The organism is Sphingobacterium sp. PCS056, assembly GCF_023273895.1.
In the GTDB taxonomy this organism is placed as follows: Bacteria; Bacteroidota; Bacteroidia; order Sphingobacteriales; family Sphingobacteriaceae; genus Sphingobacterium.
In genome coordinates, this window is the sequence record NZ_CP096883.1 from 5,087,811 (window position 1) to 5,108,737 (window position 20,927).

The window sequence follows — 20,927 nt, forward strand, 5'->3', positions numbered from 1 at the left end:
CCGTGAAAGATATTATTCGTAATATAGAGGCCATTATATATGCCTCAGAAGATGGTGTTGGTCTACAGGATATTAAACATGTTCTACAAGAGGCATTAGCCATTGAAATTTCTAAAGAAGAGCTGCAAACTTTTATTGATAAGATAAGCAGTAAACATCAAAGCGAAGACGAAGTATTGGAATTGAAAATTATTAATAATACTTTTCAGTTTTTGACAAAATCCGCTTATCATGAAACGATCAATCAGTTACAGCTTCATCGTGATAAGAAGAAATTAAGCCAAGCTGCGTTAGAAACACTGGCAATCATAGCTTATAGACAACCTATTACAAAGCTGGAAATAGAGCAAATTAGAGGTGTTAGTTGTGATTATTCCGTTCAACGACTCTTAGAGAAAAAATTAATTCAAATTGCTGGAAAAGCGGATTCAATCGGAAAACCACTCTTGTATAGTACAAGCTCGCAATTCATGAATCATTTTGGCATCAATGGAGTTCGAGATCTGCCGCAATTAAAAGATATTGTGACTGTTGAAAATGAAATCGGAGAGGTGGCTGAATAGTTTCAATACTCATTTTTTTTATCATTAACAAATTATCGAATTTCACTAATAATCAATATTTTACGTCAATTATTTTTTTTCAAAAAAAGTTTAAACTTCGAATTTTGTTATATAATTTTACAATATTAAATAAGCAAAAATAAAGTATAATTTTATGAACACGGCAATGATGAAAAGTGAATCTATGCATGCAGTAGATGAAGAGAAATTTGGTTCATTCAATGGACCTGATGATGATTCTGATGACATCTTAGAAGATGACTTTAATTTAGAAGACATTGATCCTATTGGTGGATTTGACGATTTCGGGGACGAAGACGACTTTTAATCTAAATAAATCACGCTATCTATAGAAAACAACTTAAGTTGTCAATCAGAAGAAAGTAAAAAGGCTTGCAGATAATCTGCAAGCCTTTCTTTTATTCATTCCCAAAATTGAATAAAATCTATTTCTTGTGTAATTGCTCGTAAAGATCAATTACTTTCTTTTGCAATTCGATCACTTCGGTTTCACGTACTTGCAATTTTTTAGTTAATTCTGCCAATTCATTTACAGCTTCTTTATCCTCTTCCATATCTGAAGTTGATAAAAGTTGAACTACTGACAAATTAAATAATTTTGAAATCTGATTTAAACGAGATAAATTTACATCTGTAATTCCCGTTTCAATTTTTGAAAAAGCTGGAATGGAGATATCTAATCTCTTTGCAACATCTTCTTGACTCCACCCTTTTTGGTGTCTCAATAATCTAATTTTTTTTCCTAATGCATTCATTTGGTAGATATTTTTTATTTACAAAACAAATATAAAATAAAAAATTCTTTAATCAAAGTATTAACGCAATTTTATTAATAATTCTTAAAAAAATGATCCGCTAACTCTGTTAAATTAACCCCACTGTAATTGCCCGAGCTCATTAGCAATAAATTATTGCCTTTTGATTTAAAATTCTCAAGGAACTTATATAGGTCTCCTAAGTTCGTCACAATATCCAAATCCGACCGGTTAAAAGCACTTCGAATATCTTCCAAAAGATGAGTAGTACACTTATTAACTTCCTTTATTGACTCCATATTAACAAACACAACGGGAAGATCAGCTTCATTCATGGTGTCCTTATATTGATTCACAAAGCTTTCATCTAAACTATCGTATGCATTTAATTCAATTATTGCAACCAGCTTCTGACTTGGAAATTGTTCCTTAATCGCATGAATACTTGCCTTCAATTTTTTAGGCGTATGAGCAAAATCCTGATATACCACAGAACCTTCAAAACTAGATACAAATTCCAAATATCGAATGGAGCTTTTAAATGTTTTTATTGTTTCAAAGAAATCTTCCTTTTTTATCCCCAGCCATTCACATACCGTATAAGCGCCAGCGATATTAGAAAGATTATGCTTACCAAAAATTTGCAAAGGAACGTCCCCTTTGGTTGATTTTATAGAAGTTATACCCTTATTAATAGCATATTCAGGAATTTGATATCCGTGCCGGTTGATTTTACATGATTTAGTCTCAGCAATAATCTTCTGCAGGTATTTATCTTCCTTGTTATAGATCAAGGTTCCTTTGGCCTCTATGGTGTTGATAAAGTCTTCAAATTGCTTTAGATAATTATCAAAAGTTATTGTAGTGCTATACTCATTCCAATTAATACCGCTAATCAAGGCAATATTGGGTTTGTAAAACATAAACTTGGACTTACTGCTCAAACTAGAAGCTACATTTTCGTCGCCCTCTATTAAGATGATTTTATTTGTTTTTGTTATCTCAATCAAGTTATCAAAACCTTCAAGCTGTGCTCCAACTAAATAATCGAAAGGTCTATTGAGATTTTTCAGAACATGCATGACCATACTCATGATAGTCGTTTTACCATAACTACCAGCAATGACCACGCGTGTTTTATCTTGAGAAAGTTCTTGGATAAATTCAGGAAAAGAATAAATTTTAAGACCTAATTCCTGAGCTTTTATTAATTCAGGATTATTAATAAGTGCGTGAGCTCCTAAAATAACGGCATCAATATCATCCGTAATCTTTTCCTCAAACCACCCCAATTGTTCTGGAAGTAATCCCGCATCAATTAGATGGCTGCGAGAAGGCTCTACAATTTGATCATCAGATCCAGAAATCTGATGGCCCTGCCGCTCTAAAGAGATAGCAAGGTTATGCATGATACTTCCACCTATCGCAATAAAATGTATGCGCATATGATTAATTTACTTTCACGAATTTTGCCGAGCACCAATTGTCTAACACCTGATTAGAAACAAACTCCAGTCCAAGTGATTCTGCACGTTGTTTTAAAATTGATAAATCTTCTCCTTCAAAAAAACCGCTAATATATAATTCTCCATTTGGTCGCAGAGATTTACTGTATTGTGGGAATTGTTCCATCAATATATTACGATTAATATTAGCTAAAATGGTATCAAAATGACGATCGACGATGGTTTCATAAGATCCTAATTTCGATTCGATATTCGTAATATTATTCAAGAGCTTATTCTCTTCGACGCTATCTACACAGACATCATCAAAATCCACAGCAAGTAATTGTTTTGCACCTTTTTGGGCGGCTAAAATCGCCAATATTCCTGTTCCACACCCCATATCTAACACTTCCTTACCTTGAAAATCATTTTCCAAAATATAACGAAGCATCATGGTTGTAGTCTGGTGATGACCAGTCCCGAAAGACATTTTAGGATCTATTACGATCTCATATGAAATATCAGGTTTAGCTTCATGAAAAGTTGCTCTTACATAACATTGATCATCTATCAAAATTGGACTAAAATTACTTTCCCACAGTTTGTTCCAATTTTGATCTTCAATATCTACCACCTCATACTCAACTTCAAAACCATCTTGTTGAAGTAAAACAGTTTCCAAAGCTTGAAGATCAAGGTTTGCAGTTGGAATAAAAGCTGCAAACCCCGATTTCGTATGTTCAAAAGTATCGAAACCTATATCAGCTAGTTCGGCAATAAACAGATCCTGTTGCCACTCTTCCCCTACTTTTCTCGTAAATATTACCTCACTATATTTCATAATAGATTCTTACTTATTAAAAACTTTTACAATATCTAAGAAATCTCGTGACTTCAGAGATGCACCACCGATCAATCCACCATCAATATCAGCTTGTGCAAATAATTCACCTGCATTCTTAGGATTACAACTACCTCCATATAAAATACTCGTTTCATCTGCTACAGATTGATCATATTGCGCTGCTACAGTAGCACGAATAAAAGCATGTACTTCTTGAGCTTGTTCTGGAGAAGCGGTCAATCCAGTACCAATAGCCCATACCGGTTCATAAGCTAATACAACCTTTGAAAACTCTTCTTTTGATAAATGAAATACAGCCTCTTCCAGTTGTGTTTTTATTACGTCAAAAAACTTACCTGATTCTCTTTCTTCTTTTGTTTCACCAATACAGAAAATAGGCAATAGACCATGCTTTAATGCAGCATCCACTTTTTCACTTAATAACGCATTTGTCTCTCCGAAATAAGCTCTACGTTCTGAATGCCCTAAAATGACATATTCAACACCAATAGATTTAATTTGGCTTGCAGAAATTTCGCCTGTGTACGCTCCTGATTCAGCCTGATGAATGTTTTGAGCACCAACAGCAACATGTGATGCTGTTTTTGCTAATTGCGCAATACTATGTAAATGAATAAATGGGCTACAAACCACTACTTGCTGATCACCAACGATCTCATCTTTAGCCATATTCACTACCTCAGAGAATAAACTCACCCCATCTTGGTAATCCAAATTCATTTTCCAATTCCCTGCTACAATTTTCTTACGCATAATACTTTAGTTTTTAAATTTTGATTGATTAATTTCTATAATTTTTTCAATTAGCTTCTTGTCTAATTTTCTATTTTTTGATAAAAATACAACTTCTAAATCAGAAATAAACTTTTGAAGTTGATAAGTCTCGTTCCCTTCGTTATATAACCACGTAAATGATGATACAAATTTAGGATAAAAACCGGTTATCGACAACATACACCCCAGACCAACAACAGTACCTGTATTAAACATGGATTGAATACCCGTACGAGTAAAATCTCCCATAAATAAGCCACACTTCATCAATCCGGTATCACGCAATGAATCAGACCTGTAATCATATAGTTTGATTGAAGATAGGTTGTTTTTGAGATTCGAATTTATTGTTCCAGCACCCAAATTACACCAGTCGCCGACAACTGAGCAACCTAGATATCCGTAATGCCCTTTAGCACTGAAATCTCCTATACTCGAGTTCGAGATTTCTCCTCCCACCACAGCATAGTCGCCAATGGAAACATTGCTATAAATGGTAGTTCCCATTTTTACAACGGCATTTTTACCTATATATAAAGGGCCTCTTAAATTAGCTCCTTCCATAATAATGGCACCATCATCTATATAAATCGGACCTGTCTTTGTATTCAAAGTAACGCATTCCATCTCCACTGACTGACCAACAAATAATTGATCCCCCAAAACTATATTTGTATTTGAATAAAATTCTGAGCGTCTGTCATGCGTTAAGATTCCAAATTCACGTATGATTTCAGATCCGATGTTTAAATATAAATCCTCAATAAATTGTAGCTGTATACAATCCTGACCAAAAAAGACTTTTTCCATACTGGCATTAAAGGGTTGATCAACATCAGCTCTAAATGCAAATAAGTTATTATCGGATCGTAAATATTGTCCTTTTGCCAAAGAAATTAATTTTTCAACAAAGGATTCGGTAGGGATAACATTTACAGAAACGAAGAAGAGTTCCTGACCTTCATGTGACCATGAAGCGATTTGTTCATCAAGGGACACCTCACTTGCCTGAGAATCGTATAAGACTACAGTATCTAAGGCATGTGCCCATTTTTCAAACAATGGTAATATGCCCACACGTAGCAAAGCAGTAGATTTGAGACTCGTAAATGGCCATAAAGAATCGGGGTTAAATAGATTCCCCAATCCATTAAAACATTGCAGATAACTTGACTGCGTCGATTGATCAAATAACACAACTATCACCCTATAAAAATAACAAAAAAAAACTCGATAATGAATATTATCGAGTTTTAATATTGTGATACCCTTAGGATAACAAAAATTATTTTTTGTTATAACGGCTACGGAATTTATCAATACGACCAGCCGTATCAACCAATTTCATTTTACCAGTATAGAAAGGGTGTGAAGTATGAGAAATCTCTAATTTCACAACTGGATATTCAATACCATCTTCCCAAGTGATCGTCTCTTTTGTATCAACACATGATTTTGTGATGAAAGAATAGTCATTTGACATATCTTTAAACACAACTAATCTGTAATTTGAAGGATGCAAATCTTTTTTCATTTTTATCTTATGATTACGTATATTCAATAATTGAGGTGCAAAGATAATTTATTAAAACCTTATTTGCAAGAATATTCCGTAACAAATATTCTAAGAAAGTGATTTATTTTTTATCCTTCACGCCTACTGCAAAGATAGGCAATTTTAACATTAAAAAAGACAATATTTATTCCTTATTTAAGGAATATTGTTTAATTTAATGATCAATTATAAAAATCAATTTAATAACACCCTATTATGAGCAAATTAGATGAAAAAATCACTGCATATATTGCAGAAGCAAAAAAATTAAAGTTGCCATTGGAAGATTCTCTTATTGAATCTGTTACAAGAGGACTCGGCCCCTCTATCTATAAAGCAGATGCCGAAACAATCGCATCTTCCGATCCTGATGAAATCAAAAGATTAAAAACTAATTTTCTAATTAAAAAATTAGGTCTTGCAGATGATGCAAAACTTGACGCAGCGATTGATGAGGTTTTCACTCAAATTGGTAAATCAAATCGTAACAAGTACCGTGTATTGGTATATGCACTACTTGTTAAGAAATTCAAAAAAGAAAGTGTCTATAAATAACTCTAACATTAAAGAGTCATCCAACTCTTACTCAAAAAATAATTCACCAAAGAATTCTGGTAAATGAAAATTAGGAGTTGGATGATTTATTTTATTCCAAGACAAAAAGTGAGGTTTTGGTAAATGGTCTCCACATTTATAAAAATTAGCGAAAATTGGATTTTCTTTCAAAAAAGCATAGGTCACTTGACTATAACTAAATGCACTATAAGGAATGTACTGAATTAAGCTCCACTGTGTTCCCAAATTATTGCGTTCAATGCACGTAAACACTTCGACTTGATCTATCTGTTGCCTGGTCAACCTCGAACGCTCTGCTTTGATACTAGTACCATAACCAATCAAGCCAGCTCCTATAGGATTAAACTCAAAATTATAATAGTGTTTTCTATTATCAAAAGAAATAAAAAACTCAACACAACTATCCTCCCAAATATTATCATTATGCATGTAATAGTGCGCCTTTATAACTTCTTCTTCTATTTTATATTGGATTACTATTGCTTGCTGATCATACGCAAGTCTAAATTTTGCTTTAGGTGCATAGGGATAATCATGATTCCAATTAGCAATAGCGATATCGTTCCATGCAATGGCAGATAGTAATTTATTTAAAGACTGGTATCCCTTTAAATCTTCATTTCCAAAATCAATAGAAGGTACAATGATAGAATTTGTCATATACAATAATACTAAATATAAACAAAGAGAGAGCACAGTTTTACCTATACTCTCATCTGGTAATTATTAATCTTGTAAAACCGAGCTAATAGCATTTTTCAGTTCTTCTTCCTGTCTTTCCATTTCCTCAACCAATTTCAATTGCGTCTTTGTTCTTACTAAATTATGATCAGTATATTTTGTTTTAAAGTAGTGATCACCTTCAAGATAATCTGTTAAAAAACGTACACCCTGCATATAAGGTAACAAAAATACTCCTTCTACTAAAGAGTGAACTTCCACGTCCGTTAAAAACTCTTTCGCCTCGTTGAGATAACCTTCTGCATAAGCAGCGTATAAAGGAATATTTAAAACAATCTTAGATAAATCTTTTTCATCCTCTTCAACTGGATTGATGATCGTTCGTATGGCATCTCCAAAATCATAGGCAACATAACCCGGCATTACTGTATCTAAATCAATGACACACTGCGCCTGATCATTTTGATCTAGCAGCACATTATTAAATTTAGTATCATTATGGGTAATGCGCAACGGCAACTCTCCTTTATCACCTAGATTAAGTATTGTTTTCATACGATCTTCTCTTGACAAGATAAAATCTAAGATCTCAGGTACATTTTTAACCCGATTATGAGAATCATTAGCAATTGCACGCTTCAAATTGTCTAAGCGAAATTGAATATTATGAAAATTAGGTAATACTTCAACAATCTTAGATGCATCTAAATCCGCCAATTGTAATTGAAATTGACCAAAAGCTTTTCCACCCTCTGAAGCCTGAATTGTTGTCTCTACAACATCATAGCTCTTGGTGTCATCGATAAGAATAAACATACGCCAATAATTGCCATCTTCATCTATATGATATAAATCATTCGATTTTGTTGGAATTATGGTCAACACCCTTGATTGTTGGATATCTGCTGGCAAATGTGCAATTTTCGTTTTTAAATGATCCGTTACATGCTTAATATTAAGCATAAGACCATCTACATTTTGAAAAATGTAATGATTTATCCTTTGCAATAAAAAGGATTTACCATGTGTATTTTTTGTTGTTACACGATATGTATCGTTGATATGTCCTGAACCAAAAGCATCTACACTAATGATATCCTCACTTAAAGAAAACGCAGCTGCAGCTTTCAGACCATTTATTTGATTCGAATTTGACATTAAAAATTTTACTAACTATAAATAATTAAGTTTTTAACTGGATTGCAATATCTCAAATAGTTGTGAAAAGTGCTAATAAAATATTAACACAAACGATTGTTCTTTTTTTTCATTTTAGACAAACGTTTGCACATTAAGTTTATATTTCCAATTTGATATATTTGTTTAATAGCGAATTCAGTGATATCAAACTAAAATCACATGTTATTAAAAAAGGATATTTAATATCCTGATTATAAAAGAACAAAAATTATGGACAGAAGAAATTTCATAAAATCTACAGCAGTTACAACTGCGGGATTGGGCATCCTTTCTAGTACAGATCTATTTGCAAAAGATGGTAAAGTAAGGTTAGCATTTATAGGTGTAGGACTTAGAGGTCGTAACCATGTTGCCATTGCATTGAACCGTGATGATGTCGAAGTTGTAGCAATTTGTGATACACAAGAAGAGTCTTTATCACAGTGCCGCAAGCAATTTGACAAAAAAGGAATTAAACTTCCAAAGGAATACACTGGTGGTATCGATGCTTACAAGAAAATGTTAAGTAAAGAAAAGTTAGATGCTGTCATCATTGCAACTCCTTGGGAATTTCACAAAGATCAAGCCATTGACTCTATGAAGGCAGGTCTATATGTAGGTTGCGAAGTGATCGCAGGTTTGACTTTACAAGATCACTGGGATGTTGTTAAAGCATCTGAGCAGACAGGTAAGCCGTACATGACTTTAGAGAATGTTGCTTATCGTCGTGATGTAATGGCTGTCCTTAATATGCACCGTCAAGGATTATTTGGTGAATTGCTACATTTAGAAGGAGGTTATCAACATGACTTACGTGAAGTACTTTTTAATGATGGTAAAAGCTACTATGGCAACGGTGTCGAATTTGGTCCAAAGGCTATTTCTGAAGCACAATGGCGTACAAAATACAATGTAGAGCAAGATGGAGATTTATATCCTACTCACGGTTTAGGTCCAATTCTACCTTTTATCAATATCAACGCAGGAAATCGTTTTACACACCTGACTTCGTATTCAAGTAAAGCGAGAGGCTTAGCTTCTTATGTTGAAAAGAAAGCACCAGGTCATCCAAATGCAAAATTGAATTATAAAAATGGTGACATTACTCAAACCATGATTCAATGCCAAAATGGTGAAACCATTTTATTAACGCATGATACACACTTACCAAGACCCTACTCGATCGGTTTCCGTGTACAAGGTACTGAGGGAATATGGATGGATGTTGCACAAGGTATTCACATCGAAGGTAAATCTAAACCACATACATGGGATCCGGCAAAAGAATGGGTAGAAAAATATGATCATCCGATCTGGAAAAAATATGAAACACTTGCAACAGGATCTGGTCACGGAGGTATGGATTGGTTTGTATTTAACTCCTTCATCCAAGCCACTAAGCAAGGCAAACAAACTCCATTTGACGTATATGACTCTGTTACCATGAGTGCAGTATTTCCACTATCAACTGATTCCATCAAACAAGGAAACAAAACAGTTGACTTTCCTGATTTCACTTCTGGAAAATGGAAAGCAAAGAAAAACACTTTTATGCTTGACGATAGAGGATTATAAAAACACACAAAAGGCTTCTGATTTAGAAGCCTTTTGTATTTCAGACGAAGGCTAAAACGATGACAAAAGAGAGCTATCAATCTTTTTTACAGATTAATTTCTAAAAATTCACTACATTTAGCCTAAGTATAAAAAAAACATGCTCACAGAAGTCCTTATTATATTAGCTCTAATTATTCTTAATGGAGTATTATCTGCATCTGAAATTGCAATCGTCTCCAGTAGAAAAGCCAGATTACAAGCTGCATCTGACAAAGATAACCCCGCAGCAAAAATAGCTTTAGCATTAAAGGAATCACCAAATAACTTTTTATCCACCGTTCAAATCGGTATAACATTAATCGGGATCTTAACAGGTTTTTTTAGTGGTGGAAGCATTGCGACCTATCTGAAACAATTATTTGTACAGATATCTTTTTTAGCTCCTTATAGCGAGCAATTATCGGTCATAATCGTTGTTTTTGTCATTACATTCTTCTCCCTAGTATTAGGAGAACTCGTGCCAAAAAGAATTGGAATGGCGATTCCAGAAAAGTATGCTATGGTGATCGCCTATCCCATGAATCTATTAAGTAAAATAGTTCGTCCATTTGTATGGTTGCTAAGTATTTCAACAGATTGTATTGTCAAATTATTTAATATCAAAAGCACGCACAATTCAGTAACCGAAGAAGAAATAAAAGCATTAGTAGATGAAGGGGTTGATAGCGGTGCTATTGAAGGAATAGAGCATGACATCGTAGATCGCCTATTAAGCCTTGGAGATAAGAAAGCGATAAACCTAATGACACACAGAAGTAATATAGCATTCTTAGATTTAGAAGATAGCTTCGAAGAGCATCGACATATCATCATGAATACAGAGCATACCATGTATCCTATTTGTGAAGGCAATCTAGATAATATTAAAGGGGTTGTCCATGTTAAAAAATTATTATCGCAATACCTAAAAGAAAAACCAATTGATTTACAACAATTGATTGAACCTATAAAATTTGTCAACGAACATAGCTCTGCCTATAGTATATTGGCAATTCTCAGGGCTTCACATATCCATCAAGCCATTGTAATTGATGAATACGGTTCTACACAAGGGGTAATTACGCTTCGAGACATTCTTTCGGATTTAGTCGGTAATTTACCAGAAGATCAATCAACAGGCAAACCCCGAATTCGAAAACGTGAAGATGGATCTTACATTGCCGATGGACAATATCAATTAGATCGATTCATGGAAGAATTTGAAATTGGTCTTTCTGAAGAAGATGAAGATGAAATCAATAATATCACAACACTTGGAGGGCTCGTATTTTTATTGCTTGACCATGTGCCCTTAGAGGGAGAACAAGTTCACTATAAAAATATTGAATTTGAAGTTCTTGATATGGATGGTAATCGAATTGACAAGATTTTGTTCAGAAAAAAGGATGATGATTAAATCATCATCCTTTTTCTATTTGTGCGAATCAATAAGCTTATGGAGGTCAGCCTTTGTGATCATTCCACTCTGCCTCCATACTTGTGTACCATTTTTAAACAGAACAAATGTAGGTACACCACTTACCTTGTAAATTGCCGCTATCTTAGGATTTTTGTCCACATCAATTTTAATAATTGACAAACTTTCATCATAAAATTCTTTTACATCTTGTAATATGGGCGCCATAGTTTGACATGGTCCACACCAAGTTGCAAAAAAATCCACTAATACAACGTCATTTGATTTTATAATCTCATCGAATGTAGCCATTATTTTTCCTCCTTTATTTTTTTCAATGCTTGATAACCACCTTTTATATTAACTACATTTTCAATACCTTTTGCTTTTAAAATAGATATAGCGATCATACTGCGATATCCAGAAAGACATTGAACGTAATAATTGTTATACTCTGGTAAATTAATGTTAAAGTTACCTAAATCTTTAAGTGGAAAATTCATCGCATTGTCAATATGCCCTTCTGCAAACTCTTTTTCCGACCTAACATCAATTATTTGACCTTTTGTTGATAAATCTAAATAAGTTGCTGCATCAACCTCATCAACAGTATTTAACAAATACTGTTTCTTATAACTATCTACTCCATCATGAAGATAACCCAGTACTTGTGTATAGCCAAGTTCTGTAAGCATTTCAAATACAAGTGTAATAGATGAATGGTCTGCCACGTATATTATAGGCTGATGCTTGTCCATGAATATTTTTTGCACCCAAATTTTAAATGGACCTTTCCATCCGATATGAATAGATTTGGGGATATAACCCGCTTTGAATTCTTCAGAAGATCTAGCATCCAATATAACCGCTCCAGTAGCTTCTAAAGCCATAAATTGAGTCAGATTTAAGGGTAAAGGACTTATACTATCTTGATAGATACTGGATAAAAGCGATTTATTCATTGTCGCAAACGACTTTCCAAAACTTAGAAAGGTAACGAACGTAAAAAGTATAAGTGAAATTGCTATGTTTCTATATGTATGTTTCATGATGATTAATTACGCATGATTGCGTTGCTGATTAAGCTATCTGATGTTCAGCAGCACGCTGATGATTATTTTGTATACTAATTTTAAAAAGGAAGAGTCAATCGTTCCAATTCTTCAATGTTTCCGTTAAAGATATTTAAATCTACATTTCCTTTAATCCCCCTTACCGTTCCTTTTTCCGAAAATTGCCAAAAATTCCAATGATCTTTTAAATCTTCAACCCAAAAATTATAATTAGCGATCCACAATACATAATCGCTAAATTCCCGTTGTAAAAAATCTGTGAAATATTTATCTCCTGAATATAAAATCGGTTTGACCTTATAATGTGATTCAACTTCATCCAACCAGCGCTTTAATCCTACTTTCAAACTATCCATAGGTTGATGCTTAGGCATCTCCTCAATATCCAAGACTGGAGGCAGATCTCCAGGCACAAGTTTAACAGCTTTAATAAAATTTTTAGCTTGCTTGACAGAGTTTTCATTAGGTCGGAAATAATGATAAGCACCTCTTAGATTTGCTCTTTTAGCAACAGCATTCCAATTCTCTTTAAATCTTTCGTCTACATTACGTTCCCCCATAGTTGCCCTTATAAATACAAAATCGATTGGAAATTGATCATTTATTGTATTTACTTCATTCCAATTAATATCACCTTGATATTGTGAAATATCAATACCAAAAATTTTATCTGAATGGCTCGACATGATCTCTACATTTCGAATATCATACTTAGCCTCTTTACTAACTACTGCACGACCGGCTCCCCATGTGCCGATATAGTATTTAATACCTGCACGATAATGCCATGCGATTGCTAAAAGCAAAAGTAAAAGTAAAATAAGCGTTCCGCCTAATATAATATAATTCCATTTTTTATTTTTAACGTTAGCGGCATGATAAGGCTTACTAAGCTGCACTTTTTTTTTCTTCATTTGGAAATGAAATTAATCTATCTTTTGCAAAGTATCAAAATTAAAATAAACATTTTGTATTTTTGTCTATGATTGTTTACAACCCAAAAGATTGGCTAACCTCAACTATAAAACTTCATAAAACAGATACTTTTCGAAAATTATTTCCCTATCTGATTTTAGCAGCACTGTACTCTTGGGGGATTGCATATCTCGAACTTGAATATCTTAAACTAGCTGAAAAAAGTTGGATTAAAAATATTACAATCGTACATAGCTTACTTGGATTTGTACTTTCTTTGTTACTTGTTTTTCGAACAAACACAGCTTATGATCGCTGGTGGGAAGCAAGAAAGCAATGGGGAACTTTAACAAATATCAGTAGAAGTTTAGCATACAAGATGAATGCTTTTTTAGAGACCGATGATAAAGTAAACCGAAGTTTTTACAGAAAAGCAATTCCATTATATGCCGAAACACTCTATACCTTTCTTCATTCAGATTATACCAAGTTTATGTTAGATGAGGTTTTGCATCCTGAACTTAAAAATTTAGATGATCAAAAACACGGACCTAACCAAGTGGCATCTTTAATTTTTAAAAATACTAATTCATTATATAAAGACGGAAAAATAACTGGAGATCAGTTTATCATTATCAACGATGAACTACAATCTTTCACAAATGTATGTGGAGCTTGCGAACGTATTAAAAATACTCCAATCCCACTATCATATAATGCATTTATAAAAAAGTTCATCATAATATATACCGCAACTTTACCGATGGGATATGTTTTTTCGATCGGTTATTTTGTGATCGCAGCAGTCCCTTTTATCTTTTATGTACTGACGTCATTGGAATTAATTGGAGAGTCAATTGAGGAACCATTTGGAACTGATACTGATGATCTACCGATTGATAAAATAGCAAGTAATATCAAAAAACATTGTTTTGAAATCTTACATCCATAGCGTTTAAAGGCATTTTAATGCTTTTTTAAACCTAAAAAAAAGCATTAAAAATTAATCTACCTCATTTTCAATCAACTAAAAAATAAGTTTTGGTGACTAAATGAATTTTTCTACTTTTGTGGCGGAGAGCTGGCAGAGTGGTCGAATGCGGCAGTCTTGAAAACTGTTGACTGTCATAGGTCCGGGGGTTCGAATCCCTCGCTCTCCGCCAATAAAAAATAAAGCCCAAAGCAATTTGGGCTTTTGTTGTTTAGACTTTTGGGAGCTTGCTCCAACAATAAGACATAAACAACAAAGTAAATGAGCAAAGCGAATGGCTTTATTTTATGATGAAGCCTCCCCCCCTTTAAGGGATCATGTAATAATCCCTCGCTCTCCGCCAACAAAAAATGAAGCCCAAAGCAATTTAGGCTTTTGTTGTTTATAGACTTTATATCCGATAAAATAGTAATGTTAGCTTAAATAAAAATACCCCCAAAAAGTAAGATACTTTTTGGGGGTATTTTAAAAATCCTATATTTTATATGATGAGTAGTATTTATATCATACAGATTATTTATCGATATTAACTTTTTCAGACTTATCCTCTTCTTTTGGAAATCCAGAACGCATTATTTCATCCCATAGTGAAGAACTAACTCCAAATCCATGTTCAGGATCTGAATAGTGATGTAACATATGATGTTGTTTTATTCGCTTAAATATTCCACTTTTAAAATTAGCGTGGTGCATAGCATAGTGACATTCATCATATATTAAATACCCAATCATAAATCCTGAAAAAAATGCAGCTAATACAATATCAGAACTAAAGAAGAACGTGAATAAATAATAAACCAGAGCCGCTAAAGGAATACTAGCAGATAAAGGCATTACCAATCTTAATCTATCTTTTGGATAGTCATGGTGCACTCCATGAAATATAAATGCGATTCTCTTCCCCCATTTGGTGGTTGGATGATAATGAAAAATCCAACGATGCAAAGCATATTCAAATAAAGTCCAAAAAGCAAGTCCAAAGACAAAATATTGTATATAACTAAAAATACCAAGCTCACCTGGACCTAGGGCCTTCCATGAAAAATAACCTATTACAGGTAAATAAAATATTATAGGAACACTCCAATGAACCTTAGTCAGTGATTCTAATAAATCACTTTTGAACATCCTTGAAGATTCAGTGGAATTTGAAACAAAATTACGCTTTGCCATACCATCTAATTATTAATAAAATTGCTAAAGATTAACTTTTGCAAAAATAATAATTTTAAAAAATATTTAACCCTTTATTCATCAAGTTAAAGTCAAATTACTGACTTTTATAATTCAAAAGTTAAATAACTGATTTATAAAGATTAATCAAAATATAATGAAATAAAATAGGAAATTATCTAACCAATTCTTTCAACTCTCCTTCACTAAAAGAATTTGCTCCTTTTATATATTGATATATTATTTCTTTAACATCGCGATTTTGCATACTATAAAGATGATTAATCATAAATTTCTTATCTTCCAGTATATCTGCACTATAATTTAAAATAGAAGGGGCATGTGTCTGGACACTCCATCTTATAAAACGGAGTTCAACATTATTAGGTTCTTGTACGATTAAACTCTCCAATAAATTTTTTCCTTTATTGAATTGACCAAGTTTTTTAAATGGATTACCCATATGCTTCGCATAGACCATTTCGTATACAGCTAAATAACCTTTTTCTGTTGTAGCTTTAGCTTTAGATCGTAATAAATTCAAATTATTTTCGCAGATATCTTCACTCTTTACTGCTGAAGAGTATTCTTTCCGAATTTTAAGGAGGTTCAATTCTTGCGCGGAAATATGTGATGAGATCATCAAAAACAATAATAGAATCCTAATCGCCATAAATAAAAAGTTTAAATAAATAAAATGAGTGCATCTATATTCTTGGTTTATTAAAACTAATAAAAAGCCTCTAATTTTCAAAAATAACATAAACAGATATTCAATTATCATACCACGCCCAATAAATTTGAGATCTAATTAAGAAACAAAAAACGATCAAAGCAGATGTATCGATAATTACGAATTAAAAAAAATGACTTCTAGCGTTGCGTACAATAGACTTCACGCTTTCTATAAGAAAAGCACGCTATCTGATCACTTGACTTTAAGGTTGTTTTTTTGTTTCACTATTTATGCTTACTGAGCAATGCCTATAGGTCTCAATTAGTTCGTATGCAGTCGATTAATACAAGCAATAGAAATAAAAAAAGCCGAGGTAGTTTTAAAAAAAATACTAAACAAATTTTTATTATTAATTGTTTTTGACTATATTTAAGTAACCGATTATAATTAATTAACAACTGAACTATGCAAGCGTCTTTAGAATATGAAATTTGGGATAGTATTGTCAATAGTGCCAAAACAAAGTTTGATTATAACCACATCCTATCCCTATTCAAACAAACTGATAGTGAAATTATTGACAAATTTTTATTTCATATATTGGTAGCATTTGCCTGTGGTGAAGAACATGAAACTATATCAACGAATCTCTTCAATGAATTACAGCAAATTGGATTTGACTGTACCGAGCATCAAATTGACGAGTTTATTGCGGATAAACATGAAAAATTAAGCCTTGAAATTTATGCAACTTATATTGCGTTTTCCCTTTTAGAAGATGAAGAGGATACTACAACAATTACGGCAACAATACAAGAATTACTGAGACAACCCGAATAAATCGTATCTATTTTTTAGACCAATATTACCTTTCATATAGGGGACATCTATCGTGTTACTAGGATTACACTATCCTATGGAATTTTTTGTGCATAAAATTTAACAGATTTACTACCTTCGCAAATAAAAAATGATGATTGAGAGGGATAGATCGATTGATATTATACGTGGTTTAGGATTAATCTACATTATATTGGCACATGTCAACCCTCCATTCTTTATTTTTCAAGTTCGAAATTTTGATGTACCACTAATGGTGTTTATCTCAGGTTTTTTATTTGGCGATAAAAATCAAGAATTTAAATCCATTGCAGACATTACCTCTTATCTATGGAAACGATTTGTTCGTCTTGTAGTACCTGTTTGGGCTTTTCTAACCCTATTTTATAGTATTCAATACTGCTTTCCCTATTTATTCAAGGTCGACTACACACAATATCCGCACATCATCCTATCAAGTTATATGTTAATGGATGGATTCGGATATGTTTGGATAATCCGTATTTTTTTGATGATCGCTATTTTAGGACCATTATGTAGCAATTTCATAAAAAATAAATGGCAACTATTATTATATTATGTTATCTATGAAATAGTAATCCACTATTCAAAAAATCTCTTTGAGCCTACTGTACAGAGATATATAGATCAATTTGGCTCTTATAGCTTGGGGTTTCTTCTTTTTTTTATGCTCGGAGCACAATACAAAGATTATACTTCAAAGACCAAAATTACCTTATTTATGACCTGCATGGTCATAACTATTCTAGGAATGGCATATACTATATTTTACTTAGATAAACCATTTGATATTGGAGCACTTAAATATCCACCACGTTCATTTTATATTTATTATGCTATAATTATTTTTTCGATTATATTTTGGATAAAACCCCGTCTCAGAAATATAAACGTTACCATTTTAAATTTTATCGGATCATCTACTATTTGGATTTATCTATGGCATATCTTGTTTATATTTTTAATCAATTTTAAACATTGGTATTTAAATTGGATTATTATTATCATTTTTTCCATGGTATTAACATATTTGCAGCAGAGGATTGTAAGTAAGGCCATCACTTATTTCCAGCTATCAGATACAATCTCGAAACAGCTTCGGATAATTTTTTGTTCATAATTTCATTTATGAATAACAAACATTATAGAAGGGTAATTTAAGGTCAAAAATGTACCTTAGCACTATGAATAGTTATGCCGTTATTTTCGATATGGATGGAGTTATATGTCACACCAATCCTTATCATGCTAAAGCTTTTGATGCTTTTTTCAAAAAATATAATATTGAAAGCAGTGAAAAAGAATTTGAGGAACATATGTATGGTAAACATAATAGTTATATCATGCAACATTTTTTCAAGAGACCTATATCTGCTACTGAATTAAAACAACTAGAATTTGAGAAAGAAGAACTTTTTAGAACCATTTACAAAGATGAAATCACTCCAATACCGGGTTATATAGAATTCTTAACAGAGCTGAAAAACTATAATTTTAAAACAGGTGTTGCCACCTCTGCACCAAAAGAAAATATGGATTTAATATTAGATGGCTTGGGTCTTCGTTCTAAAATGGGCTCTATATTATGTAGCGAGGATGTTACCGCCCATAAACCAGATCCAGAAGTATATTTAAAATCGGCTTATAACTTAGCAGTAGATCCAAAAAATTGTGTCGTATTTGAAGACTCCTTTTCAGGAATTACAGCTGGGCTTAATGCGGGGATGACCGTTGTAGCTGTGCTATCTTCGCATAGTAAAGAGCAGTTACCCATATGCCATGAATATATCAATGATTATACAGAAATATCTGCAAATAAAATATTAACATTATTAGAAAAGGCTTAACAGAGCTTAGTTTGATTATTTTACACCATAAAAAAAGTAGCAAACAAATTTGCTACTTTTTTCATGGTGTATTGAATATTTCAATATCTAATATAAAATCTTATAACTAATCTCTTTTAAGACCAAATTTTTCAATCTTACTGTATAAATGACTACGTTGAATATCTAAATCATCGGCTGTTTTAGAAACGTTCCAAGTATTTTTCTCTAATTTGTACTTAATAAATTCTTTCTCAGCAAAATCTTTAAAATCTTGAAAAGAAGCAAAATTATCAAGATCTACCTTACTACCATTTTGGTTAGATTGGCTAGCTCCGTTACTTGGATGACTCGTAGTAGATATTGCATTGACGGTATTAGAAGGATTGGCAAATGCAATAACATCTCTATCAGTGATTGATTTATCACTTAAAATAATCAAGCGTTCAATCATATTACGTAACTCTCGAATATTTCCTGTCCACGGAAGATTGCACAACTCTTTTAATGCAGCTGCAGTGATTTCCTTTACCGGAACACCATATTCATTACAGATCTCTTCACAAAAATTCTTAGACAACAAAGGTATATCATCAACCCGTTCTGTTAGTGAAGGTACGTGAATCAAAATTACAGAAAGACGGTGATACAAATCCATTCTAAAATTTCCAGCATCGATCTCTTTAAATAAATTTTTATTTGTTGCCGCTACAACACGTACATTGACATCAATTTCTTTGTCTCCACCTACCCTTGTGATCTTATGCTCTTGCAAAGCGCGTAGTACTTTAGCTTGAGCCGAAAGACTCATATCACCAATTTCATCTAAAAAAAGTGTTCCATTGGTGGCAAGTTCAAATTTACCAAGACGTTGTTTAATCGCAGAAGTAAAAGATCCCTTCTCATGTCCAAAAAGTTCTGATTCAATCAGTTCAGAAGGAATTGCAGCACAATTAACTTCAATTAAAGGTCCTTCTGCACGATTAGATTTCTCATGAATCCATCTTGCCACCAACTCTTTACCAGCACCATTTGCACCAGTGATAAGTACACGAGCTTCGGTAGGTGCAACACGATCGATGGTTTCTTTGATCCGACTGATAGCCTCAGATTTACCAAGAATTTCTTTTGTTTTGTAACTTGTAACTTTTCTCTTTAAAACTTTAGTTTCCGTTACTAAAGAAACTTTTTCCAGACCATTTCTAACCGTAATCAGTAAACGATTCAGATCCAATGGTTTTTCCAGAAAATCAAAGGCGCCTTTCTTAGCCGCTTCAACAGCTGTTTCTATAGTACCATGACCCGAGATCATGATAAAAGGAAGATCTGGATTTATTTTTTGAGCTGTTGCCAAAACTTCCATACCATCCATCTTATTCATCTTAATATCACAAAGAACAAGATCAATTTTTTCCTTTTTAATGATTTCTAAGCCGTCACTACCGTTATCTACATCCAGTATATTATAATCTTCATATTCTAAGATATCTCTTAGCGAATTTCTGATTGCCCGTTCGTCATCAATAATTAATATGGTACTCATAAATAAGTTTTATTACTCCTCTTTAAAGATTATTTAAATTACTGGTAATATAGTAAAAAAGAAGCAAACCTTATAAGCCGGGTTCTGTAAACCGAAAAATCGGAGTTTCTACCATTTATCTAGGCTAGTCATCACTAACTAGCTCCATCAACCTACCCATTACGAATCTTAGCCAAAGCTAAAAGAAGACGAGCAGCCTTCGAATTTCGCAACCTATTTGGTCTTTCAACACACGAGGTTTACCGTAATGCATGTCGCCATACAAGACTGTGAGCTCTTACCTCACATTTTCACCCTTACTCCGAAAAGCGGTATATTTTCTGTGGCACTTTCTGTCTACTAAGTCAATAGCATCCTTCCCGTTAGGAAGCGTGTTGCTCTGCGTTGCCCGGACTTTCCTCTCCTCCTTTAGGGAGCAGCGATAGAACCAGTTTGCTTC

The 20,927-nt window shown here is 33.1% G+C and carries 23 protein-coding genes, 1 tRNA gene and 1 other RNA gene; 10 read left to right on the plus strand and 15 right to left on the minus strand.

The features are described from left to right. Positions 1–2: 2 nt before the first annotated feature. Both scpB and MUB18_RS21345 read left to right on the plus strand, forming a co-directional pair. Positions 3–563 (plus strand): SMC-Scp complex subunit ScpB, encoded by a 561-nt coding sequence (scpB, locus tag MUB18_RS21340; RefSeq protein WP_045753224.1) that lies wholly within the window; start codon positions 3–5, stop codon positions 561–563. A 154-nt stretch (positions 564–717) separates the two neighbouring features. Further along, positions 718–891, plus strand: a complete 174-nt coding sequence (locus MUB18_RS21345) for a hypothetical protein (RefSeq protein WP_153197523.1) — start codon at positions 718–720, stop codon at positions 889–891. 118 nt (positions 892–1,009) lie between these two features. Here MUB18_RS21345 and MUB18_RS21350 read toward each other — a convergent pair whose 3' ends face one another. From MUB18_RS21350 to MUB18_RS21375, 6 genes are all read right to left on the minus strand, one after another. Then, a complete protein-coding gene (locus MUB18_RS21350; protein ID WP_045753225.1) occupies positions 1,010–1,339 on the minus strand; it encodes a helix-turn-helix domain-containing protein in 330 nt (109 codons plus the stop codon). 74 nt (positions 1,340–1,413) lie between these two features. Continuing rightward, complete coding sequence (locus MUB18_RS21355; protein WP_094772836.1) at positions 1,414–2,784, minus strand: Mur ligase family protein; 1,371 nt, start codon at positions 2,782–2,784, stop codon at positions 1,414–1,416. 4 nt (positions 2,785–2,788) lie between these two features. Then, positions 2,789–3,628 (minus strand): 50S ribosomal protein L11 methyltransferase, encoded by an 840-nt coding sequence (prmA, locus tag MUB18_RS21360; RefSeq protein WP_045753227.1) that lies wholly within the window; start codon positions 3,626–3,628, stop codon positions 2,789–2,791. Positions 3,629–3,637: 9 nt separating this feature from the next. Beyond that, the gene (gene tpiA / locus MUB18_RS21365) at positions 3,638–4,405 is read right to left on the minus strand and encodes a triose-phosphate isomerase (RefSeq protein ID WP_094772838.1); all 768 of its coding nucleotides are present in this window, start codon (positions 4,403–4,405) and stop codon (positions 3,638–3,640) included. A gap of 6 nt (positions 4,406–4,411) precedes the next feature. Then, the gene (locus tag MUB18_RS21370) at positions 4,412–5,623 is read right to left on the minus strand and encodes a putative sugar nucleotidyl transferase (protein ID WP_248754574.1); all 1,212 of its coding nucleotides are present in this window, start codon (positions 5,621–5,623) and stop codon (positions 4,412–4,414) included. Positions 5,624–5,711: 88 nt separating this feature from the next. After that, positions 5,712–5,960 (minus strand): type B 50S ribosomal protein L31, encoded by a 249-nt coding sequence (locus MUB18_RS21375; protein ID WP_084405389.1) that lies wholly within the window; start codon positions 5,958–5,960, stop codon positions 5,712–5,714. Positions 5,961–6,197: 237 nt separating this feature from the next. Here MUB18_RS21375 and MUB18_RS21380 point away from each other — a divergent pair, with 237 nt between their 5' ends. Next, complete coding sequence (locus MUB18_RS21380) at positions 6,198–6,536, plus strand: DUF2853 family protein (protein ID WP_248754575.1); 339 nt, start codon at positions 6,198–6,200, stop codon at positions 6,534–6,536. A 27-nt stretch (positions 6,537–6,563) separates the two neighbouring features. On the opposite strand, the gene MUB18_RS21385 is transcribed toward MUB18_RS21380, so the two are convergent. Then, on the minus strand, positions 6,564–7,217 hold the full coding sequence (locus MUB18_RS21385) for a carbohydrate-binding family 9-like protein (RefSeq protein ID WP_248754576.1): 654 nt from the start codon (positions 7,215–7,217) through the stop codon (positions 6,564–6,566). A gap of 66 nt (positions 7,218–7,283) precedes the next feature. Then, positions 7,284–8,396, minus strand: a complete 1,113-nt coding sequence (locus MUB18_RS21390) for a phosphotransferase enzyme family protein (protein WP_045755123.1) — start codon at positions 8,394–8,396, stop codon at positions 7,284–7,286. 252 nt (positions 8,397–8,648) lie between these two features. On the opposite strand from MUB18_RS21390, the gene MUB18_RS21395 reads away from it, so the two are divergent. Together MUB18_RS21395 and MUB18_RS21400 are read left to right on the plus strand one after the other, a co-directional pair. Then, complete coding sequence (locus MUB18_RS21395) at positions 8,649–9,992, plus strand: Gfo/Idh/MocA family protein (RefSeq protein ID WP_248754577.1); 1,344 nt, start codon at positions 8,649–8,651, stop codon at positions 9,990–9,992. 139 nt (positions 9,993–10,131) lie between these two features. After that, on the plus strand, positions 10,132–11,430 hold the full coding sequence (locus MUB18_RS21400) for a hemolysin family protein (RefSeq protein ID WP_045755125.1): 1,299 nt from the start codon (positions 10,132–10,134) through the stop codon (positions 11,428–11,430). 15 nt (positions 11,431–11,445) lie between these two features. Here MUB18_RS21400 and trxA read toward each other — a convergent pair whose 3' ends face one another. The 3 genes from trxA to MUB18_RS21415 all read right to left on the minus strand — a co-directional run bounded on the left by trxA (position 11,446) and on the right by MUB18_RS21415 (position 13,417). Next, positions 11,446–11,742: a thioredoxin gene (trxA, locus tag MUB18_RS21405; RefSeq protein WP_045755126.1), complete on the minus strand. Its 297-nt coding sequence runs from the start codon at positions 11,740–11,742 to the stop codon at positions 11,446–11,448. After that, positions 11,742–12,320, minus strand: a complete 579-nt coding sequence (locus MUB18_RS21410; RefSeq protein ID WP_248754578.1) for a rhodanese-like domain-containing protein — start codon at positions 12,318–12,320, stop codon at positions 11,742–11,744. Before MUB18_RS21410 ends, trxA begins: the two co-directional genes overlap by 1 nt. 242 nt (positions 12,321–12,562) lie before the next feature. Next, positions 12,563–13,417 (minus strand): glycoside hydrolase family 25 protein, encoded by an 855-nt coding sequence (locus MUB18_RS21415; RefSeq protein ID WP_248754579.1) that lies wholly within the window; start codon positions 13,415–13,417, stop codon positions 12,563–12,565. 68 nt (positions 13,418–13,485) lie between these two features. Between MUB18_RS21415 and MUB18_RS21420 the strand changes: the two genes are divergently transcribed. Together MUB18_RS21420 and MUB18_RS21425 are read left to right on the plus strand one after the other, a co-directional pair. Next, entirely contained in the window at positions 13,486–14,370 is an 885-nt protein-coding gene (locus MUB18_RS21420) for a bestrophin family protein (RefSeq protein WP_045755128.1), read from the plus strand. Between the two features lie 123 nt (positions 14,371–14,493). Beyond that, positions 14,494–14,581: transfer RNA gene (locus tag MUB18_RS21425), tRNA-Ser, on the plus strand. A gap of 341 nt (positions 14,582–14,922) precedes the next feature. Here the strand turns inward: MUB18_RS21425 and MUB18_RS21430 are convergent. Together MUB18_RS21430 and MUB18_RS21435 are read right to left on the minus strand one after the other, a co-directional pair. Continuing rightward, positions 14,923–15,582, minus strand: a complete 660-nt coding sequence (locus tag MUB18_RS21430) for a sterol desaturase family protein (RefSeq protein ID WP_248754580.1) — start codon at positions 15,580–15,582, stop codon at positions 14,923–14,925. Between the two features lie 175 nt (positions 15,583–15,757). After that, entirely contained in the window at positions 15,758–16,255 is a 498-nt protein-coding gene (locus tag MUB18_RS21435) for a hypothetical protein (protein WP_045755217.1), read from the minus strand. A 468-nt stretch (positions 16,256–16,723) separates the two neighbouring features. Between MUB18_RS21435 and MUB18_RS21440 the strand changes: the two genes are divergently transcribed. The 3 genes from MUB18_RS21440 to MUB18_RS21445 all read left to right on the plus strand — a co-directional run bounded on the left by MUB18_RS21440 (position 16,724) and on the right by MUB18_RS21445 (position 18,966). Beyond that, the gene (locus tag MUB18_RS21440) at positions 16,724–17,098 is read left to right on the plus strand and encodes a hypothetical protein (protein WP_045752423.1); all 375 of its coding nucleotides are present in this window, start codon (positions 16,724–16,726) and stop codon (positions 17,096–17,098) included. 133 nt (positions 17,099–17,231) lie between these two features. Next, positions 17,232–18,239: an acyltransferase family protein gene (locus MUB18_RS22065; RefSeq protein WP_411028126.1), complete on the plus strand. Its 1,008-nt coding sequence runs from the start codon at positions 17,232–17,234 to the stop codon at positions 18,237–18,239. Positions 18,240–18,303: 64 nt separating this feature from the next. Next, entirely contained in the window at positions 18,304–18,966 is a 663-nt protein-coding gene (locus MUB18_RS21445; RefSeq protein ID WP_045752425.1) for an HAD family hydrolase, read from the plus strand. Between the two features lie 106 nt (positions 18,967–19,072). Here MUB18_RS21445 and MUB18_RS21450 read toward each other — a convergent pair whose 3' ends face one another. Together MUB18_RS21450 and rnpB are read right to left on the minus strand one after the other, a co-directional pair. Continuing rightward, complete coding sequence (locus tag MUB18_RS21450) at positions 19,073–20,488, minus strand: sigma-54-dependent transcriptional regulator (RefSeq protein WP_045752426.1); 1,416 nt, start codon at positions 20,486–20,488, stop codon at positions 19,073–19,075. Positions 20,489–20,545: 57 nt separating this feature from the next. Continuing rightward, an RNA gene (gene rnpB, locus MUB18_RS21455) (RNase P RNA component class A) lies at positions 20,546–20,926 on the minus strand. Position 20,927 lies beyond the last annotated feature (1 nt).